This is a genomic window from Bacillus sp. FSL R5-0286, from assembly GCF_038593245.1.
GTDB classification, from domain to species: Bacteria; Bacillota; Bacilli; order Bacillales; family Bacillaceae; genus Bacillus; species Bacillus altitudinis.
Window position 1 is genome coordinate 976681 of record NZ_CP151977.1, and the last position, 15935, is coordinate 992615.

18 protein-coding genes are annotated in these 15935 nt (G+C 38.9%); 9 read left to right on the forward strand and 9 right to left on the reverse strand.

Annotated features, from left to right (window positions below; all coding sequences use genetic code 11):
* The first annotated feature begins 333 nt into the window (after positions 1 to 333).
* The gene (locus NST24_RS04885) at positions 334 to 1164 is read left to right on the forward strand and encodes a C40 family peptidase (protein ID WP_007497097.1); all 831 of its coding nucleotides are present in this window, start codon (positions 334 to 336) and stop codon (positions 1162 to 1164) included.
* Positions 1165 to 1619: 455 nt separating this feature from the next.
* Positions 1620 to 3020 carry an amino acid permease gene (locus NST24_RS04890; protein ID WP_024719963.1) on the forward strand — a complete coding sequence of 467 codons (1401 nt, stop codon included), beginning with the start codon at positions 1620 to 1622 and terminating at the stop codon, positions 3018 to 3020.
* 44 nt (positions 3021 to 3064) lie between these two features.
* Here NST24_RS04890 and NST24_RS04895 read toward each other — a convergent pair whose 3' ends face one another.
* Genes NST24_RS04895 through NST24_RS04905 form a run of 3 tightly spaced genes read right to left on the reverse strand, consistent with a single transcriptional unit; the run spans position 3065 to position 4885 of the window.
* A complete protein-coding gene (locus NST24_RS04895) occupies positions 3065 to 3355 on the reverse strand; it encodes a hypothetical protein (protein WP_008348984.1) in 291 nt (96 codons plus the stop codon).
* Positions 3343 to 4401: an anti-sigma factor gene (locus NST24_RS04900; RefSeq protein ID WP_008348982.1), complete on the reverse strand. Its 1059-nt coding sequence runs from the start codon at positions 4399 to 4401 to the stop codon at positions 3343 to 3345. The genes NST24_RS04895 and NST24_RS04900 overlap by 13 nt, the downstream gene beginning before the upstream one ends.
* Positions 4394 to 4885 carry a sigma-70 family RNA polymerase sigma factor gene (locus NST24_RS04905; protein WP_008348979.1) on the reverse strand — a complete coding sequence of 164 codons (492 nt, stop codon included), beginning with the start codon at positions 4883 to 4885 and terminating at the stop codon, positions 4394 to 4396. The genes NST24_RS04900 and NST24_RS04905 overlap by 8 nt, the downstream gene beginning before the upstream one ends.
* Positions 4886 to 5271: 386 nt before the next feature.
* Between NST24_RS04905 and NST24_RS04910 the strand changes: the two genes are divergently transcribed.
* Positions 5272 to 5874, forward strand: coding sequence for a 1-acyl-sn-glycerol-3-phosphate acyltransferase (locus tag NST24_RS04910; protein ID WP_017360344.1), 603 nt, complete (start codon positions 5272 to 5274; stop codon positions 5872 to 5874).
* 40 nt (positions 5875 to 5914) lie between these two features.
* Here the strand turns inward: NST24_RS04910 and NST24_RS04915 are convergent, their stop codons facing one another.
* Positions 5915 to 7246, reverse strand: a complete 1332-nt coding sequence (locus NST24_RS04915; RefSeq protein WP_008348975.1) for a hemolysin family protein — start codon at positions 7244 to 7246, stop codon at positions 5915 to 5917.
* Between the two features lie 58 nt (positions 7247 to 7304).
* A complete protein-coding gene (locus NST24_RS04920; protein ID WP_076821966.1) occupies positions 7305 to 7745 on the reverse strand; it encodes a MerR family transcriptional regulator in 441 nt (146 codons plus the stop codon).
* Positions 7746 to 8080: 335 nt separating this feature from the next.
* Here NST24_RS04920 and NST24_RS04925 point away from each other — a divergent pair, with 335 nt between their 5' ends.
* Both NST24_RS04925 and NST24_RS04930 read left to right on the forward strand, forming a co-directional pair.
* Positions 8081 to 9463, forward strand: a complete 1383-nt coding sequence (locus NST24_RS04925; RefSeq protein ID WP_017360343.1) for a hemolysin family protein — start codon at positions 8081 to 8083, stop codon at positions 9461 to 9463.
* A gap of 89 nt (positions 9464 to 9552) precedes the next feature.
* On the forward strand, positions 9553 to 9945 hold the full coding sequence (locus NST24_RS04930) for a hypothetical protein (protein WP_017360342.1): 393 nt from the start codon (positions 9553 to 9555) through the stop codon (positions 9943 to 9945).
* Here the strand turns inward: NST24_RS04930 and NST24_RS04935 are convergent.
* Genes NST24_RS04935 through NST24_RS04945 form a run of 3 tightly spaced genes read right to left on the reverse strand, consistent with a single transcriptional unit; the run spans position 9942 to position 11425 of the window.
* The gene (locus NST24_RS04935; protein ID WP_007497111.1) at positions 9942 to 10307 is read right to left on the reverse strand and encodes a CrcB family protein; all 366 of its coding nucleotides are present in this window, start codon (positions 10305 to 10307) and stop codon (positions 9942 to 9944) included. The genes NST24_RS04930 and NST24_RS04935 overlap by 4 nt on opposite strands.
* A complete protein-coding gene (gene crcB, locus NST24_RS04940) occupies positions 10308 to 10709 on the reverse strand; it encodes a fluoride efflux transporter CrcB (protein WP_034647784.1) in 402 nt (133 codons plus the stop codon).
* The gene (locus NST24_RS04945; RefSeq protein WP_100325438.1) at positions 10709 to 11425 is read right to left on the reverse strand and encodes a glycerophosphodiester phosphodiesterase family protein; all 717 of its coding nucleotides are present in this window, start codon (positions 11423 to 11425) and stop codon (positions 10709 to 10711) included. The genes crcB and NST24_RS04945 overlap by 1 nt, the downstream gene beginning before the upstream one ends.
* A gap of 306 nt (positions 11426 to 11731) precedes the next feature.
* Between NST24_RS04945 and NST24_RS04950 the strand changes: the two genes are divergently transcribed.
* The 3 genes from NST24_RS04950 to NST24_RS04960 all read left to right on the forward strand — a co-directional run bounded on the left by NST24_RS04950 (position 11732) and on the right by NST24_RS04960 (position 13847).
* Positions 11732 to 11833 carry a YhdX family protein gene (locus NST24_RS04950; protein WP_017360338.1) on the forward strand — a complete coding sequence of 34 codons (102 nt, stop codon included), beginning with the start codon at positions 11732 to 11734 and terminating at the stop codon, positions 11831 to 11833.
* A gap of 164 nt (positions 11834 to 11997) precedes the next feature.
* On the forward strand, positions 11998 to 13086 hold the full coding sequence (locus NST24_RS04955; RefSeq protein ID WP_024719970.1) for a mechanosensitive ion channel family protein: 1089 nt from the start codon (positions 11998 to 12000) through the stop codon (positions 13084 to 13086).
* A gap of 14 nt (positions 13087 to 13100) precedes the next feature.
* Positions 13101 to 13847, forward strand: coding sequence for an NAD-dependent protein deacylase (locus NST24_RS04960; protein WP_024719971.1), 747 nt, complete (start codon positions 13101 to 13103; stop codon positions 13845 to 13847).
* Between the two features lie 38 nt (positions 13848 to 13885).
* Here the strand turns inward: NST24_RS04960 and NST24_RS04965 are convergent, their stop codons facing one another.
* Positions 13886 to 14740, reverse strand: coding sequence for a polysaccharide deacetylase family protein (locus NST24_RS04965; RefSeq protein WP_024719972.1), 855 nt, complete (start codon positions 14738 to 14740; stop codon positions 13886 to 13888).
* Positions 14741 to 15035: 295 nt separating this feature from the next.
* Between NST24_RS04965 and dat the strand changes: the two genes are divergently transcribed.
* Complete coding sequence (gene dat, locus NST24_RS04970) at positions 15036 to 15890, forward strand: D-amino-acid transaminase (protein WP_268430720.1); 855 nt, start codon at positions 15036 to 15038, stop codon at positions 15888 to 15890.
* Positions 15891 to 15935 lie beyond the last annotated feature (45 nt).

Below are 15935 nucleotides of genomic sequence, written 5' to 3' on the forward strand. Positions count from 1 at the left end.
TATGTATCGCTCTCACGTTTACAATGGTAGAACAGAAGTGTGGATTCCAAATGACAGCACCGTAAAGTTCACTTTAAAATTGTAAAGGTCCACTTTACATAGAATGAACCAAAAAGAGAAATGAATGTATGATTTATCTATGACAAGATGCATTTGTTTTGTCATGATTGTGTAATAAAAATGAAATAAAAAGAACCCTAAAAAAAAATATTTTTTGCCGAATTAATAAGCATAATGTCGTAGGAAGTCAAGACTATTTCTTCTGGTATTCGATCCTTATAATAGAAAGTAGATAAAAATTCGGATCACGATAGATACATACAGGAGGAACAAATGAAAAAACAATTGATCACAGCTGCAAGTGCAGTTCTACTTGGGACGACATTATTTGCCGGAGCTGCCTCAGCACAATCAGTAAAGGTTCAAAAAGGTGACTCTCTTTCTGTTCTAGCGAAAAAATACAAAACAACCGTGAGTAAGATTAAATCAGACAATAAACTGAAATCTAACACGATTTATGTTGGACAAACCTTAAAAGTGAATGGTACTTCTTCAAAAAAGGTAACGAAAACATCAAAAACAACAACAAAAGTAAAAGCGTCTTCAACGACAGCCACTCATAAAGTTGTCAAAGGTGATACTTTATCTAAAATCGGCAAAAAATATGGAATGACAGTGAAAGAGCTGAAATCGTTAAATAAACTCAAAACAGATCTGATTAAAATTGGACAAAAGCTGAAAGTGAAAAAGACGTCCAAAGTGAAACCAACACCTGTCAAAGAAAAAACAGTTGCTACTTCTTCTTTAAATACGTCTAAACTCGTAGCAGATGCGAAAGCACAAAACGGTACACCATATAAATGGGGTGGAACGACACCGAAAGGCTTTGATTGCAGCGGTTTTATGTGGTATATCATTAACAAACAAACAAAGATTTCAAGACAAACGACTGAAGGTTTTTGGGGATCAATGAAAAGCGTCTCAACACCTAAAGTTGGAGATTTTGTCTTCTTTACAACCTATAAATCTGGCCCATCTCACATGGGTGTCTACCTTGGGAACAACAAGTTTATCCACGCTGCTTCTGATGGTGTGACGATCAGCGATATGACTTCAAGCTATTGGAAGCCAATTTACCTTGGCGCAAAGACATTTGTAAATTAATAATGGATCTTAAGAGACTGCTTACTAGGCAGTCTCTTTTTTTGTATATCGTTTGCGCAGCTAAAACAGTCCTTTATCATAGCTCTCTATGAGTCTAAAGGCTTTTAAATAAGCAAAAGTGAAGACAAGTTATCAAAAGAATAATTTTATTTTCACTTTATAAAAATTATATCAAAAAAGTATAATTTTGTATGTTGTATAATAAATAGAAGAGGCCAAGCTATGATTTGAATAAAGATTGAAGAAAATCTACCATGAATATTGACAAGTATTTTGTTGATAAATAAGAATTTTCACTCTATTTCGAAAAAAGTGTTTTCATTTTTTAATTTTCATATATAATAATTTTACGCCACCAATTTATTGCGCTAAATTAAATCTAAATATTCAGAAAATAAAGTGAATTACGAAGTGGTGGCGTCTTTAGACGGATACTAAGTTTTGGGAGTGATGGTATGAGCAATTCGTTGTTTAGAAAGAAGAGCATTTCAGAGCTAATTGCGGCAACACAAGGGGAAAAAGCGTTAAGAAAGGAATTAGGTTCATTTGACTTAACGATGCTTGGTATTGGAGCGATTATCGGTACAGGGATATTTGTTCTGACAGGTACAGGCGCCGTCACAGCAGGACCAGGACTTGTTTTATCATTTGTGATTGCAGGTCTTGCATGTTTATTTGCGGCATTGTCATATGCGGAATTCGCTTCCACAGTGCCAGTATCAGGATCTGTTTATACATTTACGTACGCATCTATGGGAGAATTTTTAGCGTTTATCATTGGCTGGGATTTGATATTAGAATATATGCTAGCCGCTAGTGCCGTTTCAGCAGGCTGGTCAGGCTACTTTGTGTCGTTTTTAAATGGGATAGGGATTCATATACCGGTTGAATTAACAGCAGCACCAGGTGGTTTAAAGGGTCAAGTGACATATTTTAATCTTCCTGCATTTATTATTTTAATGATCATCACCTTCTTGCTGTACTTCGGTATTAAAGAATCAAAACGAGTCAACAACATCATGGTCATTATGAAAATTGCGGTGATTCTGCTCTTTATTTTAGTCGCTGTGAAATATGTAAAACCTGAAAACTGGACACCATTCGTTCCTTTTGGAACTTCAGGCGTGTTAAGTGCAGCAGCTCTCGTATTCTTTGCATTTATCGGATTTGATGCAGTTGCTTCTGCGGCAGAGGAAACAAAAAATCCATCCCGCAACTTGCCAAGAGGAATCATCACTTCCTTATTGATTTGTACCATGTTGTATGTGGTAGTCAGTGCCATCATGACAGGCATTGTTCCATTTATGAACTTTGAGGGAGTATCCCATCCAGTGTCTCTTGTTTTACAAGTAGCCGGTCAAAATTGGGTGGCGGGTATTGTAGATGTTGGGGCGATTTTAGGGATGACCACGGTCATGCTTGTCATGCTGTACGGCCAAACACGTGTCATGTTTGCCATGTCTCGTGATGGCTTGGTACCAAAGGTTCTTTCAAAGGTTCATCCAAAACATAAAACACCTTATATCAATACTCTTTTCTTTGGGACATTGTCAGCATTAATGGGTGGATTCATTCCGCTTGATGAGTTGGCAAGTCTAGTGAACATCGGAACACTTTCAGCTTTCATTTTGATTTCAGTTGCTGTCATTGTCATGAGAAAAACACAGCCTGATTTACCGAGAGCATTCAGATGCCCCGCAGTGCCGCTCATTCCAATCTTGGCTATTCTATCTTGCGGACTGCTCATTTATAAGCTTGGCACCATCACATTTGTTCGTTTCTTAATCTGGCTTGCCATTGGGCTTGTTGTCTATTTCTTATATTCAAGAAAGCACTCCGAATTAAACAAAAAATAAGAGTGTACAGAAAAAGCCAGTCAAGTATGACTGGCTTTTTAGTATTAAAAACCTAATTGAAGATCGACATCAATCGAGACGATCGCATAGACACAAACGATGACAAAAATATTCAGAACGACGCCTAGGAAACCTGGTCCAGTGCGGCCTTTTTTAATGAACAGTTCAATCACACCGAATGGAACTGCGGCCATTGCAAAAGGAAGCATTTGAAACGAATAAAATGTCACATTGCTAATAATGGCGAGGTTCAGCATGAGCAGCGATAAAATAGCGGTGCCGACCGAAATCCAGCCAAACACATTATGCTCTTTAAAAATTCTTACCAATTCCATAATTCCACCTCGCTCACTTTGGCCGTTTTAATGCGTTTTGTCTTCACAAATTTCTCTATTTCTTTAGAAGGACCTGTGACAACAGAACCGTAAACCTTGACACCATTTTGATTGATGTAGCGTATTCGGTTAGAGAGGTCAAGTTCAGGTCTGCCAGAGATCGTTTTTGCCCAGGTTGGATGCTGGTTGACATAAGCGAGGGCATCTTTGAACTGATCAACCTCTGTTTTTGATGTGTGCTGAAGCTCTTTTAAAAATTCAGAGTCTTTCCCGGGAAAACCGATTGGACGCTGATTTCCACTTAATGAATCTTCTGTTTTTATCGCATTCCAAAGCACTTTCATATCATATTTTTTAGCAAATGAATACACGTCTTTCGGTGTGTATGCTTTGTCATAGGATACATACACTTCACTCACTGTTCCTTCAGGTAGCTTGTCTAGAGTAGTGAGTGTTTGTTTTTTAGATGTATCTGCCTGAGACGAAGGGTGCGTAAAGAAATCCTCCGTATTACGTGCGCTGTCGCCATAATAAGAGATCGTAGGCTGCTTTAATTTATCGAAAAACATTTCGATTTGTTCACTGCCGATGGCTTCTGTTTTATTGCCAATTTGTTTTTGTAGCTTAAGTTCTGTGTTCATACCAAACAGTTTGACTTGCCCTTTTAAATCCTTCATATCAATGGCGACATTCGGTTTTGTTAGGGCGACTGTTACAGCGGCCGTTTCCATAAAATGATTGCCTTTACTGTCTGCTCCGCCAACGCCGTAGTATAGATAACTACCTAGTGTACAAAGCGGTAAAATAATCAGTGTAGATATGACAGCAAGCACAGAAATACGTAAATAGGACTTTCTTTTTCCGTATTGTAAAATGGCTTTTTGTTTTTCAGGACTGATGGAGAAGTCTGTCCAATCTGAGTCATTCAGTTCTTGGCTTAAGCGTTTTTCATTTTCTTCGAGCTCTTCTTCAAACGCCATCATTTCTTCTTCATTCATCTCGCCATTATTATATTGTTCCCATCGCTTATTAAACTCTTCATTCATCATTAACACCTCTGTTATATAGTGCTTTTAGGCGCTGCCTTGCACGAAATAAAACACTTTTAAAATTTGCTTCAGTAATATTCATGACCTTGGATGCTTCTTTGTAATTCAGTTCTTTTAAATAATACAATGTCAACGCTTCCTTGTAGTTATCTGGAAGCTGCTCCAAATACATGTTGAGGACTTCTTTTATTTCAATCTGTTCAGCAGGACTTTGTACAGACGTTTGTAAAAGGCCGCCAATGAGATCATCCGATATGGTCACTTCTTTTTTATGTTTCCTGACATAATCAATAAAAGCATTTCGTGCCACCTGAAATAACCAAGGTTTCACTTTGCTATGGTCGTAGGAATGAATATGTATATAAGCACGCATAAAGGTTTCCTGCAATAAGTCCTCTGCCAAATGTTTGTCTTTTGTCATGGAGAGCAGAAACCTGTAAACATCGTTCATATACATTTGATAAATTTCATCGATCGTCACTGATTTTTCTCCCCTCTATGTTATACACGCATAAGAAAGGCATAAAGTTGCACGAAACTTTTCATAGGCCGTACATTACTCATCTCTTTCACCGAATCAAAATCATTTCTCCTTATCATAGCGAAATTTGCATCATTTATAAAGTGTTTTCAATAGAACAAATCAGGAAAAAAACTCAAAAAACGACAATTTTGGACACATTTCTTCCTCTATTCTCTCCTAAAAACATATGCTTGAATACAGAAGGAGCGGTCATCTTAAGTGAAAAGATGATTTTAGTGAACCGTCTCTATTTTATCAGCAGGAGAAAATTTTTAGTACCAGGTAATAAAAAATTTGTTATAATAGAAACAAATCCTTCATTCTTCAAACAAAGGAAGTGCACTATGTATAAATTTTCAGGCTATACCGTCAAAGCATTTTTTGCTCTCCGAGGCGGAATCAAAGTATATCAAAAAGAGAATCTGCCAACAGACCGGGGTTTTGTCATTGCTTGTACGCATGAGGGTTTTGTGGATGTTCTTGCATTAGGCGCAGGAATTCTTCCGTTTGAGATCCACTACATGGCGAAAAAAGAATTGTTTGCAAATAAATGGATCGGCGGATTTTTAAAGAAGATTCATGCTTTTCCAGTTGATCGAGAGAATCCTGGGCCAAGCAGTATTAAAACGCCCATTAAATTATTAAAAGAGGGGAAAATCGTTGGGATTTTTCCAAGCGGAACACGTACAACAGAAGATGTTCCTTTAAAAAGAGGGGCCGTTACGATTGCGCAGCTCGGCAAATCACCAATCGTTCCAGCAGCGTACAAAGGACCTTCTAATGCAAAAAGCCTTTTTAAGAAGGGGAAAATGCGCTTAATCATTGGTGAACCGATTGAGCTGTCTGAATTTGATCATCTGCCGCCAAAAGAAAGATTAGGTGCGATGACAGAAGTATTAAACACAAGAATCAAAGAACTTGAAGCTAAGTTAATCGAAAAGGGATAAAGAAAACGACCACTTGCTAAGGCAAGGGTCGTTTTTTTTCTTAAGAAGCGCCTTCTTCAGCTGCTTCTAATAGTTGTTCGTTTAGTTTTTTGACTTCGATGTATGCCACATGGTGTCCATCGACTTCATTAATGATAAATTCATAGCCTTGTTCACGAATCGCGTCATTTTTCTCGACTTCATATTTTTGTGTAAGGAACCAGCCGCCGATTGTGTCGACTTCTTCGTTATCAAGCTGAATACCTAGTAGCAGGTTAACTTGATCTACAAGGACCTTTCCATCAAAGATATAGTGGTCTTCTCCCAGTTTACGCACTTCGTTGATTTCATCAATATCGAATTCATCACGAATTTCACCGACGATTTCTTCAAGGATGTCTTCAACTGTTACAAGTCCTGCTGTACCGCCATATTCATCTGATAAAATGGCCATGTGTACACGCTCACGCTGCATTTTAAGCAGTAGATCATGAACAGGAACTGTTTCAATTACATGAATAATCGGGTTTACAAAATGTTCGATCGTATCACTTGTGGAACATTCACCACTAATACATGCAGTGAGTACTTCTTTAATATTCACAACACCGATGATGTTGTCTTTATCGCCATCTTCAATTGGATAACGTGTATATTTCTCGACCTTGGTCACTTTCAGCATTTCCTCAATGGTAATATCATGAGGGAAGCTGACAACTTCGGTACGAGGAATCATAATTTCTTTCGCCAGACGGTCATCAAATTCAAAAATTTTATTCACATATTTGAATTCAGACTGGTTAATCTCGCCGCTCTTATAGCTCTCTGATAAAATAATCCGCAATTCTTCTTCAGAGTGCGCCATGTCATGCTCAGAAACTTGCTGAAGACCAAATGCTTTCGTTAATAAACGAGCAGATCCATTTAACACCCAAATGAACGGAAACATCACTTTATAAAAGATCATAAGCGGTCTAGCAAATAGAAGGGACACTTGCTCAGCCTTTTGAATGGCGAGTGTTTTTGGTGCAAGCTCTCCAACCACGACGTGTAAAAACGTCATAATACTAAACGCAATAATAAAAGTGACAATAGAACTAGCTGATTGAGGAATCGACAGCTCTACAAATAGTGGAGCAAGCATGTGCGCAATTGTTTCTTCCCCTAACCAACCAATCCCAAGGGCGGTAATGGTAATACCGAGCTGACAGGCCGACAGATACTCATCAAGGTGAGTCGTGACATGCTTGACAGCAACTGCTGTTTTATTACCTTCTGCGATTAACTGATCAATTCTTGAGCTTCTTAAGCGAATGATCGCAAACTCTGATGCAACGAAAAATGCGGTTAAAGCTATAAGCAAAGCAACTATAAGTAAATTAACTATGTCCAATTAAGGCCTTCGTTCTGACTTTGAGAACGAAGGTAACACCTCCTGTTTAGTAAAAATTTTAACTTAACAGCAGTAAAAATGATTGGACAGCCGTCATTTTTTCAGGAGTAAGCTGCTCTTTTAGTTTTTCACGTTGTTCTGGCTGAAGCTGCTTACAACGTGCCAAAATGCGGTCCATATGCTCATTCATCCGATCGATATCAGAGGTTAAATGGACAAGTTCGTCATGTTCTTCCTTTTGAGAAGGGAATTGTTCATCTAATCTGGATTTGATGTCAGAAAGAGCCAATCTCTGCTGTTTGCAAAGAACGATTAATTGTAATCGTTTTAAAGCATGTTCATCGTAATAACGATAATTAGAGCAAGATCTAACAGGCGCAAGCAACCCTAGATTCGTATAATAATCTACAGTTCGTTTCGTCACCTGTGCAATCTGTGCTAGTTCACCAATACGATACTTTTTCTCAGCCCCATCTGAACATCTCCTCCTAACCGTCACGTTATAGTTTATGAAAATAGTTTAATATAATTCGAGTCTGAAATACAAGATAATTGTTCAGATTTCCTGCCAATATGAAGAAACAAAGGGCATTTCCATCAATTTAGGTTGTCATCTCTAAAATACTGTAGCGATACAGGAATTTTCAGATTATTTATGGTAAGATAAAATGAATACCGTTTCATATATATGTAGAGAGACGGATTTTACGTGAACCGGAGGTGGTTAAGTGGGGCCCTCAAAGTAGTCTTATTTAATCAGTTAACCGTTTTGCAAAAGACAACATCATCAATCAGGAGGTGACTCCTTGTTCTTCTAAGAAAGAGCAAGGTTAAATGGACGATATTGTTAATCTGAGTATAGTCGGAGTTTTGATTGCTTTAACAGCTTTCTTTGTTGCATCTGAATTTGCCATTGTAAAGGTGAGAAGTTCAAGAATTAATCAGCTTGTTGCCGAAGGGTCCAAAAAGGCTATCATGGCGAAAAAGGTGACATCAAGGCTAGATGAATATTTGTCAGCCTGCCAGCTCGGTATTACAGTGACATCCCTTGGTTTAGGGTGGATCGGTAAACCGGCAGTAAAAGAACTTTTAGTTCGAGGTTTTGGTTTGACAAACATTCCTGATTCAGCAATCAGCCTGATCTCAGCAACACTTGCGTTCTCTATTATTACCTTTTTGCATGTAGTTGTTGGCGAGCTTGCACCAAAAACACTTGCCATACAAAAGGCAGAAAAAATGACACTTTGGCTGTCAGGACCGCTGCATGCATTTTATATCCTTATGTACCCTTTCATTTATGTGTTGAACGGGTCAGCCCGTGTACTAACGAAAATGATGGGTATCGATATGGGGTCTGAAAAAGAACATTCCCATTCCGAAGAGGAATTAAAGATTTTATTATCTGAAAGCTTAAAAAATGGGGAAATCAACTCATCAGAGTATAATTATATGAACAAGATATTCGATTTTGATAATCGAATCGCAAGAGAAATTATGATACCGCGAAGAGAAATTTGTGCGATTCCAGAAGATATGCCGTTAGACGAAATACTGGCGATCATGACAAAGGAAAAGTACACACGCTTCCCCGTGTTTTCAGGGGATAAAGACCATGTCATTGGCATGCTCAACAAAAAGCAGCTCTTTGCAGATATTGTGTATCAAGGAGAAAAAGATCAACTGAAGCTTCAAGATTATATTTATCCAGTGATTGAAGTGATTGACACGATTCCAATTCAAGAGCTTCTCGTCAAGATGCAGCGCGATCGAATGCATATGGCGATTTTAACGGATGAATATGGCGGGACATCTGGACTTGTCACAACGGAGGATATTTTAGAAGAGATTGTTGGAGACATTCGAGATGAATTCGATGAAGATGAGCAGCCGGTCATTCAAAAGAGAGCGGAGCATCATTATATATTAGATGGAAAAGTGAGATTAGAGGAAGTTCAAGATTTGATCGAAATGTCATATCATGATGAAGAAATTGATACGATAGGCGGGCTAATCTTAAATGAGAACATTGATATCCGAGAAGGACAATCCATTTATCTTGATGATATTCGGATGAAGGTCTTGGAGATGGATGGACGCTATGTGAAAAAGATCGACCTGAAAAAAGGCGTCACATCATCAGAAAAAGAAAATACACGCACAGGGCTTGATATAAAAGAGCCACTGTTAGTAAATGAAATGACCTTGAGCGAAAAATAAGCTCAAGGTTTTTTTAGGTATTTAGCCTCTTTTTTGAGAATATATGTTCGTATATAATAAGAACAAACGTTCGTAAAAGGGGGATGGAAATGCTCTGGTATGAAACAGCAAGTATCACGGAGAAAAAAACCTCAATGAAACGTATTGAGTTTCATTTAAAAAATTTCAAGAACTATCAAGCAGCCATTTTAAATATTGAAAGACAGCTTGAAAAGCGAAGTTCTCTCCAACATCATCATATGGCACGTCAAAAATTAGAAGAGCAGAAAAGTCAGTATGAACTGATTGTTGCTTGTATTGAAACGGCTTTAAAAGAATTGGATGAAATAGAGCAGCAGCTCATTGATTATAAGTATTTTCGAGATTGGCGCATGGCAAAATGTGCAATCGAAATCGGCTATAGTGAGAAGACACTATTTTTAATGAAGCGCCAGCTGATGGATCAACTGCTCATCAGCCTAGCTGCCATCACAGATATTTAAAACAGAAGTTGTCCTATTTGATAAAACGCCGCAAAAAGGCATAAAGAGCCGATGATTGTCACAAGTAAATAGGCAGCAAGCTTTCCTATTTGACGCTGCATCAGCATCGTCGCAGATTCTACACTAAACGTAGAGAATGTGGTAAAGCCGCCAAAAAAACCAGTTCCTATGATCACTAGCAGTGGATGATTGGACGTTACAGCGCCTGTGAGAAAACCTAAACCGGCTGCACCTAATAAATTAATGAAAATAATACTGTACGGGAAAAGGGCATGGGATGGAGTTTTCTGGATTGTTTGGCTGATGAAGAAACGACATGCACTACCGATCCCTCCAGCTACAGCTGTACAAAAAACAATCATTTATCTGCTTCCTTTCTGCTGCTTATTTTGATGAAAGAGCCGTTCAGCAAGGATCAGGCCTGCTAAAGCAGCGGCTACTCCAGCAATGACTGAGAGCAGGATGTACATCATACTTAAATTGAACTGCCCTGCCTGTAACAGAAGAACTGTCTCTTTAGAAAAGGTGGACATGGTCGTAAACCCGCCGCAAAACCCTGTTCCAATCAAAGCTGCAAGATATTTTTTTCCTTTCTGAAATAGAAAGTATCCTGTCGCAAAACCAAGAAGCAGGCTGCCGGAAATGTTTTCAATCATCGTTGCATAGGGGAATGTCTGGCTGATGACAGTTTGGCTTAGTTCATATCTGCAAAGTGTACCAATCAATCCACCGATAAAAACGGCGAAATAAGTTTTCATCTGCATCATTTCTCCTTTTGAAAAAATAGCGGGTTATCGGTTACCACACCATCAATTGGATATTTTTTGATTCGATCCGCTGTTTTTTGATCTTTTACAGTCCATATAAACACATCCATCTCGAATGTGTGGATGCGGTCTATCCACCATCTATTGATCATCGTTTTCTTCATATTAAGACAATTTGCAAACGAGCTGTATGTCGTTAACTTTCGTTTCGTTAGTTTAAATGCATCAGGCTTGATAATCAAAGCTGTGCGAAGAGAAGGGGCGAATGCTTTGATTCTTTGTAGTGCATGAACATCAAAAGATTGAATGATGATATGACGAGAATAGGCAAACCGATTGATGATGCGGGCAACGGCCTTTTCGATTCCTATCTGCCGTTTTGGGTGTTTGATCTCGATCAATATCCCAATCCGCTGACTGTATCTTTCAAGAATTTCTTGTAATGTTGGAATTCGTTCATTCGTATACTGTTGGTCAAACCAGCTTCCTGCGTCCAGTTTTTTCAACTGATCAAGTGTATAGCTTTTGACTAAGCCGTTTCCGTTCGTCGTTCGCTCAACGGTATCATCATGGATGACGACGACGTGCTGATCCATTGTCATTTGTACGTCTAATTCAATATAATCTGCTCCTTGCTCGACAGCTACATCAAACGCAGCGATTGTATTTTCTGGGGCTGCGCTTGATGACCCTCTATGTGCGATAATATACACTTGCTCCAGCTCCCTGACATAAGTTCTGGTCTTATCATATCAAATGCTTTGGTGGTTTTCCTTCTTTACTATATGGAGAAGAAGAGCGCCGTATTATCATGGAACCTCATGTACCGAAAAAGCTTGATGTATCATTTTGAAAAATTTACAGGAATAGAGCAAGCTTTGATTGAGTAAACCTGAATTACATCAATTTTTCTTCGATCAATTTTGTCCAAATCGTCAGCGTTCGTCAAAATATTAGTGCTTTCGTCATGTTGACTGAAAATTCTGATGTTTTATAATGATGAAAAGGAGGCGAGATGATTGGGTAAAGGGAGAATTAGAGTGGAAGAACGTATTAAGGCTGAAACGGATGCTGAAATGTTTAAAGCGACTCTCCTTGATCAGGCTCAGAAGAAAAAGTAGTTTGCTGCCCGTCGATATGTCTCAAGCCAAAATTTCATAATTGAACATCATGCCTCGGGATAGGTCCCGAGGCTTTTTATATAGAGGTCAGACATTTAAGAGAGGACATAAACGAAGGTTATATTATAAACTAGAGAGGATTGTTTTAAAGGAGAGAGACAGAGATGTTTACACAAAAATGGATGGATACATATTTTACAGTCGATATTGCGATCCAAATAGGCATTAGCCTTTGTATTTTATTGCTTTTTTTATTACTTCGAAAAGTATTTACGAAATACTTGTTTCACCTGCTCTTTAAGCTGACAAACCGGTCTAAAACCGAAGTCATTAATCAAATTGTCGTGGCGTTTGAAAAACCTGCGAGACTGTTTTTTGTGGCACTAGGTTTATATTTTGCGTTAAGACAAGCCCCATACTTTGAGCACCATATGGATGTCATTGTCAAATTGTATAGATCCTCTATTATTTTGATGCTGACGTGGGGACTTTGTAATCTAACCGCAGCTTCTTCCTTCTTATTTCAAAAAGTGAATTCAAAATTTGAATTAGAGATGGATGATATTTTAGCGCCATTTTTATCAAAGGTTCTTCGGTTTATGATTATTGCACTGAGTATTAGCGTCATTGCACAAGAATTTAATTATGATGTGAACGGACTTGTGGCAGGGCTTGGTCTAGGTGGTCTTGCTTTTGCGCTCGCTGCGCAGGATACAGTGGCAAACTTTTTTGGAGGAATTGTGATTATTACAGAGAAGCCTTTTACAATGGGTGATTTTGTAGAGACTCCAAGTGTACTTGGGACTGTAGAGGACATTACCTTCCGAAGCACAAAATTTAGAACACCTGCTGAAGCAGTGGTGACCGTGCCAAATTCGACCCTTTCAAAGGAGCCGATCACAAATTGGACGAGAATGAATAAACGTCAAATTACGTTCTCCGTTCGCGTATCTTACAATACACCGAAAGAAAACATTGATAAGTGCATCAAACGTCTGAAGCAAATGCTTTATGAGCATGATGGGGTTCATAAGGAAACGATTATGGTGAATTTCGATGTGCTGGCAGACAGCTATTTAAACTTATTCTTTAACTTTTATACAAACACAACGGCTTGGTCTGAAAACCTGGATATTAAGCAGGATATTAACTATCGCATTATTGATATTTTCCATGAAGAAGGGGTAGAATTTGCTTTCCCTGGACAGACCATTTATATGAAACAAAAAGGTGAGAAACAGCTCGGTGAATAAAGGAGGAATGGTGGTTGGATCAAACAAAAGTGGCAGCGCTAAGAGAGAGATTATCAAAGGCCTCACATATTACAGTCCTTTCAGGTGCTGGGATGAGCACAGAATCGGGAATTCCCGATTTTAGATCAACGGGTGGACTATGGACAGAAGATACTTCTCGCATGGAGGCAATGAGCCGGTCCTACTTTTTATCACATCCTCATCAATTTTGGCCGAAATTCAAAGAATTGTTTCAAATGAAGATGAGTGGAGAGTACGAGCCAAACGCTGGACATGCTTTTTTAGCCAATTTAGAAAAGCGAGGAAAACGCGTGGATATTTTCACGCAAAATATCGATGGTCTGCATAAAAAAGCGGGAAGCCAGCATGTGTATGAACTGCATGGTTCCATTCAAACAGCTACATGTCCATCATGCGGGTCAACATACGAACTGCCTTATTTATTACAAGAAGAGGTACCGGTTTGTGAGCGGATCTCATCAGACGGCCGTACATGTGGACGAGTACTTAAAACAGATGTTGTCCTTTTTGGGGACATGGTGAAGCACTTTGATCAAGTGGAGAAATCGCTCCAGCAAACGGACATGCTACTCGTCATGGGAACTTCCTTAGAAGTGGCACCAGCCCGATATATTCCAGAAGATGCTGCTCATCATCCTTCCATCTTTAAGGTCATGATGAATTTAAGTGAAACGGAATTCGATCCGCTGTTTGATCTTGTCTTTCACGAACGAATTGGCGAGCTTGTGAATGCTTTATAAATCATAAAAAACCCGCATCCAATAGGTGCGGGTTTGCTTTATTGTTGTAGTGGCTTCATTGTTTCATCAAGGACTTCAAATGTGTAGCCCTTCGCCTTTAATTGTGTGATCAGACTGTTTAAGTATTTTGCGGTAGCTGGCTGATCATGCATTAAGATGATTTTTGGCTCTTTCGGGTACTTGGTTTCAAGCACTTGCAGCTGATTTAATACTTCTGGTACATATTTTGAGCTTTTATATTTCCAGTCAAGACTGTCAATGGTCCAGTCCCAGTATACAAAGCCTTTTTGTTTTAAACGTGTTTTTTGCTGGTCTGTTAAGTTTGGTGAACTGCCATAAGGTGTTCTCACAAGATGTGTATATTCACCAGTAACAGAAGCCAATATGCGCTGATCTTCTTTCATCTCATTTACAGGAGAATCACTTTTTTGATAAAAGCGTTTCACATCATGTGTGATGCCATGAAGCCCTAATTGATGACCTTCTTGATGAAGTCTTTTCACAGCTGCTGGGTGTTCTTTGATTTGCGGCCCGAGCATAAAAAATGTGGCCTTCACTTGCTGTGACTTTAGCACATCTAACAGCTGATTTGATGTAGCAGAAGGGCCATCATCAAAGGTCAAAAAGATCGTTTGATCCGTTACATGTTTGTTTGGATTGATCTTAAAATGTGCATCTAATGTTTTTGGCGAATCATCTTTTGCTTTCAGACTTGTACTTGTGTCTCGAAATGGACTGCTCGCAGACACTTCATTCGGTTGATCTGCTGCCTGCATATTGGTTTTAGACATATCCCAAATGAAAAAAAGGATCAATGTCAGGATGACTAGACCAATCGCCTTTGAGAGCAGCATCGTGTTTGAAGGTGTCTGTTTTTTCGTAACCCGTTGCATTACAATCGCTCCAATAAATCAGTAGTTTGTGTCGAATCATGTAGTGGATTCTGTCTTTTTTCGCTGTTTTTTGTCGTGCTCATATGGAGTAAGTATACAGGAAAAAAGAGCCTATGAATATAGAAGATGCTAAAAAATTGGAATCTTTTTGGTTATGAATCTATATTTGTTACAATAGAAGGTTATCCAGTCAAATGGATATGAAATAATTCTGAATAATCATTGAAACGTTTACATTTATCCGCTAAGATAGCATCAGATTCAACCATTAAGCAAAGCGAAGGGGAGATTCCATATGAAAGTATTGTACAATGGGGATTTTATTGAAAAAAAAGATGCACATGTTGATATTGAAGACAGAGGCTATCAATTTGGCGACGGAGTCTATGAGGTCATCCGCGTATATAATGGGACTTTGTTTACATTAAAAGAGCATACTGAGCGTCTATTCAAGAGTGCAAAGGAAATCGGCATTCATCTACAAGGTACAGTATCCGATATGGAAGAGAATTTGAAGAAGCTAGTCGCAGATAATCAAGTGATTGATGGCGGCGTGTATATTCAAGTCACGCGAGGCGTCGCACCTCGTAAACATCAATATGGTGTACTTACCCCTCAGATTACGGCATATACATTTCAAGTGAAAAAGCCTATTCAAGAGCAGACAGCTGGTGTGAAAGCTCTATTGGCTGAAGATCTTCGCTGGTTAAGGTGTGATATTAAAAGCTTAAACCTTTTATATAACGTCATGGAAAAGCAGAAAGCGTCTGAAGCTGGTGCGTTTGAAGCGATTTTAATAAGAGACGGCTTTGTGACAGAGGGGACGTCCTCGAATGTATATGCCGTCATTGACGGTGTCATTCGTACACACCCAGCAAATAACCTGATTTTAAACGGCATTACACGTAGAAAGCTGCTAGAGGTTTGTCAGGAAGAAGGATATCGTGTGGAAGAAACCCGCATGAGTAAAGACGAACTTTTGCATGCACAGGAAATTTTCATCAGTTCAACGACAGCTGAAGTGATTCCAATTGTAGAGATAGATGGTCAGCCGGTTGGGGAAGGTGTTCCAGGAGAGATCACGAAGCGTGTACAGGAAGGGTTCCAGAAAAAAATTAAGTATGAAAGCGAAGCATCCATTTCTTCGTAAAAAGAAAAAGGCTGTAAACCAATGTTTACAGCCTTTTGTGATGAC

What these genes read in the sequence shown, in the direction of transcription:
- NST24_RS04885 (WP_007497097.1), top strand. Translation starts at nt 334, where the DNA reads ATGAAAAAACAATTGATCACAGCTGCAAGTGCAGTTCTACTTGGGACG.
- NST24_RS04890 (WP_024719963.1), top strand. Translation starts at nt 1,620, where the DNA reads ATGAGCAATTCGTTGTTTAGAAAGAAGAGCATTTCAGAGCTAATTGCG.
- NST24_RS04895 (WP_008348984.1), bottom strand. Translation starts at nt 3,355, where the DNA reads ATGGAATTGGTAAGAATTTTTAAAGAGCATAATGTGTTTGGCTGGATT.
- NST24_RS04900 (WP_008348982.1), bottom strand. Translation starts at nt 4,401, where the DNA reads ATGAATGAAGAGTTTAATAAGCGATGGGAACAATATAATAATGGCGAG.
- NST24_RS04910 (WP_017360344.1), top strand. Translation starts at nt 5,272, where the DNA reads ATGTATAAATTTTCAGGCTATACCGTCAAAGCATTTTTTGCTCTCCGA.
- NST24_RS04925 (WP_017360343.1), top strand. Translation starts at nt 8,081, where the DNA reads ATGGACGATATTGTTAATCTGAGTATAGTCGGAGTTTTGATTGCTTTA.
- NST24_RS04930 (WP_017360342.1), top strand. Translation starts at nt 9,553, where the DNA reads ATGCTCTGGTATGAAACAGCAAGTATCACGGAGAAAAAAACCTCAATG.
- NST24_RS04935 (WP_007497111.1), bottom strand. Translation starts at nt 10,307, where the DNA reads ATGATTGTTTTTTGTACAGCTGTAGCTGGAGGGATCGGTAGTGCATGT.
- crcB (WP_034647784.1), bottom strand. Translation starts at nt 10,709, where the DNA reads ATGCAGATGAAAACTTATTTCGCCGTTTTTATCGGTGGATTGATTGGT.
- NST24_RS04955 (WP_024719970.1), top strand. Translation starts at nt 11,998, where the DNA reads ATGTTTACACAAAAATGGATGGATACATATTTTACAGTCGATATTGCG.
- NST24_RS04965 (WP_024719972.1), bottom strand. Translation starts at nt 14,740, where the DNA reads ATGCAACGGGTTACGAAAAAACAGACACCTTCAAACACGATGCTGCTC.
- dat (WP_268430720.1), top strand. Translation starts at nt 15,036, where the DNA reads ATGAAAGTATTGTACAATGGGGATTTTATTGAAAAAAAAGATGCACAT.